Here is a 5761-nt window from a genome sequence, read left to right as displayed (position 1 = left end):
GCGCCGGCCTGAATCCAGGCGACGCACTATGACTTCTTTATAGGGGACTTCGATGTCCGTACGACGCACACGCAAAGACGATGGCAGCCAATGGACAGTTGCGGACAGCCGCAGTGTTTACGGGATTCGCCATTGGGGGGCCGGATATTTCGCGATCAATGACGCCGGTCGCGTCGAAGTTCGTCCGAACGGTCCGAGCAGCTCGCCTATCGACCTGTTCGAGCAAGTCGACCAGTTGCGCAAGAGCGGCCTGTCGTTGCCGTTGCTGGTGCGCTTTCCCGACATCCTGCAAGACCGCGTGCGTCAGCTGACCGGCGCCTTCGACGCCAACATCGAACGCCTGGAATACCAGAGCAAGTACACCGCGCTGTACCCGATCAAGGTGAACCAGCAAGAAGCGGTGATCGAGAACATCATCGCTACCCAGAATGTTTCCATCGGCCTGGAAGCCGGCTCCAAGCCTGAGTTGCTGGCGGTGCTGGCACTGGCGCCGAAGGGCGGCACCATCGTCTGCAATGGCTACAAGGACCGTGAGTTCATCCGTCTGGCGCTGATGGGCCAGAAGCTCGGCCACAACGTGTTCATCGTGATCGAGAAGGAATCCGAAGTCGGCCTGGTGATCGAAGAAGCGGCGTCGCTGAAGGTCAAGCCTCAGGTCGGTCTGCGCGTGCGCCTGTCGTCCCTGGCATCGAGCAAGTGGGCTGACACCGGCGGCGAGAAATCCAAGTTCGGCCTGTCGGCGGCGCAGCTGCTGTCGGTGGTCGAGCGTTTCCGCACGGCGGGCCTGGATCAGGGCATTCGCCTGCTGCACTTCCACATGGGCTCGCAAATCGCCAACCTGGCCGATTACCAGCACGGCTTCAAGGAAGCGATTCGTTACTACGGCGAGCTGCGCAACCTCGGCCTGCCGGTGGATCACATCGACGTCGGTGGTGGCCTGGGTGTTGACTACGACGGTACGCACTCGCGTAACGCCAGTTCGATCAACTACGACATGGACGACTACGCCGGGGTCGTGGTCGGGATGCTCAAGGAATTCTGCGACGCGCAGAGCCTGCCGCACCCGAACATCTTCTCCGAGAGCGGCCGCTCCCTGACCGCGCACCACGCCATGCTGGTGGTGCAAGTGACCGACGTCGAAAAACACAACGACGACGTGCCGCAGATCGAGAACAAGGACTCGCTGCCGGAAACCGTGCAGTGGCTGGTGGACCTGCTCGGTCCGACCGACATCGAGATGGTCACCGAAACCTACTGGCGCGCCACGCACTACATGAGCGATGTCGCCTCCCAGTACGCCGACGGCAAGCTGACCCTGGCCGAAAAAGCCCTGGCCGAGCAATGCTACTTCGCCGTCTGCCGTCGTCTGCACAACTCGTTGAAGGCGCGTCAGCGTTCCCACCGTCAGGTGCTGGACGAGCTCAATGACAAGCTGGCCGACAAGTACATCTGTAACTTCTCGGTGTTCCAGAGCCTGCCGGACACCTGGGCCATCGATCAGGTGCTGCCGATCATCCCGCTGCACCGTCTCGACGAAGAGCCGCTGCGCCGTGCGGTGCTGCAGGATCTGACCTGCGACTCCGATGGCAAGATCAACCAGTACGTCGACGAGCAGAGCATCGAAACCAGCCTGCCGGTGCACGCCCTGAACGAAGGCGAAGACTATCTGTTGGGCGTGTTCCTGGTGGGCGCTTATCAGGAAATTCTCGGTGACATGCACAACCTGTTCGGTGACACCGACTCGGTGAACATCTACCAGAACGCCGACGGCAGTGTGTACCACGCCGGTATCGAAACCCACGACACCATCGAAGACATGCTGCGTTACGTGCACTTGTCTCCGGAAGAACTGATGACCCACTACCGCGACAAGTGCGCCAGTGCCCGCATCAGTGCCTCCGAGCGCACACAGTTCCTCGATGCCTTGCGTCTGGGGCTGACTCGTTCGTCTTACCTGTCTTCATGAGGTAAGTCCTGCTCCCATCGGGTTGTCTGAAAATTTACCGAAAGCCTCGGAAGTTTCAGATGACCCGGTGCGACAAGTCTTTTTTTTCAAGCGAAATGACCTTCGTCCTCGGCTATCCAAGCCATTGGTCTTCTTTTCGCGTAGGTCATTTCCTAAGTTGTACTTCGCCTCTCTACTCGGCCATGTCTCTCGGCGAAAATCCTTGGCCGCCCCTCCTGTAGAGAATCGCCGATGTTCGATTCAGTCAACGAACCTGAATTTCGTCTGGCCGTAGCAGGCCTGTCCGACGCCTTCGAGGTCATGGCTTTCACCGGCAGAGAAGCCATCAGCGAACCGTTCGTGTTCGACATGGAAATACTGATCGATGATCCGCAGCTTGACCTCGCCAGCCTGCTTTACCGTTCGGCTACCTTGCGCTTCGGGCCTGGGGGCAACAGTGTCCATGGCCAGTTGCATGAGCTGGTCCAGCGTGAACATGGATCGACGCTCCGACTCTGTCATGTACGCCTGGGCCCGAGACTGGCCTGCCTTGGTCAGCGTTTCAGCCGGCGCATTTTCAGCGCCCGTTCGGTGCCGCAGATTCTGGACCAAGTGCTCAAGGAACACGGAATTGCCGGGCAGCACCGGCGCTTCGAACTGAGCGGTGATTACCCGCCTCGCGACTACTGCACGCAGTACCGCGAATCGGATCTGGAATTTGTCCAGCGCCTGTGCGCTCAAGAGCGGCTTCATTACCACTTCGAGCACCGCGCACACGGGCATTGTGTGGTGTTCGCTGATGGGCAAGGGTATTTCCGTGAGGGTGAGGCGGTGCACTTCCGGGCGCAAGGTTGTCAGCCGGCTGTGCGTCGTTTCGAGGTTCAATGCTGCGCGGACAGCACATTGCACAGTGCTCAAGGCCATTCGGACCTGGTGACGTTGCGCACGGGTCAACTGATGCCGCTGTCCGGTCATCCTGTCGGCCAGTGGAATCAATCGTGGCTACTGACCCACGTCGTGCATCAGGGCAGTCAGGACCCGCTCATGCCATACAGCAATCAAGTCCGTGCGATGCGTTGGGACGCGCCATTCGTAACGCCCCATCCTGGTGTAAAACCCAGGATGCACAGCCTGCAAAGGGCTTGGGTGGTTGATGTCGATGAGCCCCGGCCTGATCCGTCCCGACCGGTGGCGGTGCAATTTGACTGGCTCTACCAAGGTGAGGGTGCAGCGCCGAGCCACTGTTGGCTGCCCCTGGCGCCGGAACTCGAATCAACCCGCGTCGGGCTGTTGAGTGAGGGCGCGCAGGTGGTGGTGAGCTTTAAAGAGGGCGATCCGGATCAGCCACTGATTACCGGGTTCATTCAATTGCCGACCTGTACCGCAGAGGAGGAAACGATCGGGGAATCGCCCGCCGATGGTTGCCCGCCTGAAGGTATAGAGGACTGGTTGCGATCCGGTGAACCCTTGTTGTTGCTATGCCTGCTGCCGGGAGGAGGCAGCTTCAATCATTGTGCACAAGCGTTCTGCACCTGCCGCGCGGTGACGCAAGCTGGCCAGAGCGGTGCGGCATGATCGCCATGCACAGGCCCGATTCAAGCCCGCAGTGGTTGCTGCTGGATAGATCGGGTGCGCCGCCGGTGGGAGTGACCTTGCAACACACGTTGGCGCATGCCCTGCAATTCTCACTGTTCGAAGAGACTGAATGGCATGCGTTGCGCGAACAGGGTCCGGTACTGGTCGACCTGCGGACCTGTCCGGTGCTGGCTGATGCTTGTCAGCGCGATGTGCATCACTGGCGTGGTCTGCTGCTGACCGGCGAGGCCTCGACTGCAACGTTGCTGGCGCACTTGCGGCGCATGCTGACGGTCTCGTGCGGTCTGCATCACCGTGCGTTACTGAGTTTCTACAACCCGCAAACCGCCAGTTACTTTTTCGATGCCTGCGATGCCGGGGAGTTGAGCCGCTGGCTGGGGCCGATCGACCAGTTGCGCTGGTTCGGCGGGACCTGGGCTGATCGGGCGATCGGTAGTCAGGGCTGGCAGCAGTTGTTCAATCCGGGGCTTTCGGTCCGACCATTGGCGCAGGAAGAGAACCTCAGCCTTCGACAGCGTGAGAACCTGCAAACCTGTCTGCTCGAGCACCATGCCTGGCAGTGGGCTCAGGCCACCGGATCTGATTATTCGCGCTTGTGGTCCCATCTTCAGGAAGGCCTGGCGCTGGGTTTCAGCGAACGGGCGGTGCTCGATGGCTGGTTGTGGTTACGCTTGCAATACCGTGCGGCGGTGCCCGAACTGCCGTTAGTGGGAAGGACTCAGCAGGAGCGCCTCGATAATCTGCGTCAGCGCTGGCAGAACGATATCCCCCGAACATGAAACCCGACGACCTTGGCGCCGACTCAGTGAGCCCGGGCGAACCAGGCATCGTTCTGACGTAAACGCCAGGCAATCACGCCAAGGGTCAGGCTGCGCAAAAACATGAAGAGCAGAAAGGTTATCCACAGGCCATGGTTGCCAAACCCTTGCAGCATCCAGGCGAACGGCACCAATAAGGCCACGGCCAGCAGCATGCCATTGCGCATTTCCCGGGCGCGGGTTGCGCCGATGAACAGGCCGTCGAGCAGGTAACTCCAGACCGCGATCAACGGCAGCACGGCGAGGTAGGGCAAGTACTTGAACGCGGTGTCGCGCACGCTCGCAATGTCGGTCTGCATCTCGATAAAAAGGTGCCCGGCAAACAGGAACAATACGGCAAACCCCAGGCTCGCCAGCAGCGACCAACCGCCAGCTACCACCAGGGAGCGGCGCAGGGCATCGCGGTCACGGGCGCCGATGGCATGTCCGCACAGGGCTTCTACGGCGTGTGCGAGGCCGTCGAGCGCATGGGCGGTCAGCAGCAAGCCATTGAGCAGCAGGGCGTTGGCCGCCACAGTGGCGTCACCCAGTCGCGCGCCTTGTACGGTAATAAGGAAGAACACCGATTGCAGCGCCAGGCTGCGCAGGAAAATGTCACGGTTGACCGCCAGCAACGGGCGCCAACTCTGCCATAACCCGAGGGCCGCCCAGACGATATGCCCGGGGTAGGCACGCAGCGCCTGACGGGTCATCGACAGGCCGATCAGGGCGCCGATCCACTCGGCGATTACCGAGGCTCGGGCGGCACCGACCACACCCCATTCCAGACCGAGCACAAACCACAGGTTCAATGCGATGTTAACCAGATTGGTGCTCAGCAGAATCACCAGCGGCGCCCGGGCGTTTTGCGTGCCGAGGAACCAGCCGACCAGCGCATAACTGGCCAGCGCCGCTGGCAGGCCGAACAGCCGCGTGTGGAAAAACTCGCGGGTCATCTGATCCAGTTCCGCCGAGGGCTGCATGAAATGCAGTGCAACCCCGCTCAACGGCACGCCCACGGCGCCCAGCACAATGGCCAGTCCCATCGCCAGAAGTAGACCCTGTAACAAAATCTGCCGTAGCGCCGCGCCGTCCCCACGTCCTGCGGCTTGAGCGGCAAACCCGGTAGAGCCCATGCGTAGAAACCCCATGGCCCAGGCGAGAAAGGTGTAAAGGCTTGCTCCGACGGCGACGGCACCGAGCTGATGGGCATGGGGCAAGTGGCCGATCACGGTACTGTCGACCAGCGCCACCAGCGGTACGGAAATATTCGAGAGAATCATCGGCGCCGCCAGCGCCCAGACCCGATGATGGGTAGGGCGGTCGCGCCAGTCGGCAATCAGGTTGGACATGCAGGCTCCTTGGGAGCGGGCATTTTAGCGACACATCTGAAATTTACTGCAATTGAATGTAGGAGCTGCCG

4 protein-coding genes are annotated in these 5761 nt (G+C 60.9%); 3 read left to right on the top strand and 1 reads right to left on the bottom strand.

Features of this window, described 5'->3' with window-relative positions; genetic code table 11:
- Positions 1-52: 52 nt before the first annotated feature.
- The 3 genes from speA to ACRESJ_RS03535 all read left to right on the top strand — a co-directional run bounded on the left by speA (position 53) and on the right by ACRESJ_RS03535 (position 4320).
- Complete coding sequence (gene speA, locus ACRESJ_RS03545; RefSeq protein WP_431756666.1) at positions 53-1966, top strand: arginine decarboxylase; 1914 nt, start codon at positions 53-55, stop codon at positions 1964-1966.
- Between the two features lie 231 nt (positions 1967-2197).
- Entirely contained in the window at positions 2198-3520 is a 1323-nt protein-coding gene (locus tag ACRESJ_RS03540; protein WP_431756665.1) for a type VI secretion system Vgr family protein, read from the top strand.
- The gene (locus tag ACRESJ_RS03535) at positions 3517-4320 is read left to right on the top strand and encodes a DUF4123 domain-containing protein (RefSeq protein ID WP_431756664.1); all 804 of its coding nucleotides are present in this window, start codon (positions 3517-3519) and stop codon (positions 4318-4320) included. Before ACRESJ_RS03540 ends, ACRESJ_RS03535 begins: the two co-directional genes overlap by 4 nt.
- Positions 4321-4343: 23 nt before the next feature.
- Here the strand turns inward: ACRESJ_RS03535 and ACRESJ_RS03530 are convergent, their stop codons facing one another.
- Entirely contained in the window at positions 4344-5690 is a 1347-nt protein-coding gene (locus ACRESJ_RS03530; protein ID WP_431756663.1) for an MATE family efflux transporter, read from the bottom strand.
- Between the last annotated feature and the right edge of the window lie 71 nt (positions 5691-5761).

This window comes from Pseudomonas sp. (assembly GCF_050739655.1).
In the GTDB taxonomy this organism is placed as follows: domain Bacteria; phylum Pseudomonadota; class Gammaproteobacteria; order Pseudomonadales; family Pseudomonadaceae; genus Aquipseudomonas.
This window is presented reverse-complemented; position numbering and strand designations above follow the sequence as displayed.

What these genes read in the sequence shown, in the direction of transcription:
- ACRESJ_RS03535 (WP_431756664.1), top strand. Translation starts at nt 3,517, where the DNA reads ATGATCGCCATGCACAGGCCCGATTCAAGCCCGCAGTGGTTGCTGCTG.
- ACRESJ_RS03540 (WP_431756665.1), top strand. Translation starts at nt 2,198, where the DNA reads ATGTTCGATTCAGTCAACGAACCTGAATTTCGTCTGGCCGTAGCAGGC.
- ACRESJ_RS03530 (WP_431756663.1), bottom strand. Translation starts at nt 5,690, where the DNA reads ATGTCCAACCTGATTGCCGACTGGCGCGACCGCCCTACCCATCATCGG.
- speA (WP_431756666.1), top strand. Translation starts at nt 53, where the DNA reads ATGTCCGTACGACGCACACGCAAAGACGATGGCAGCCAATGGACAGTT.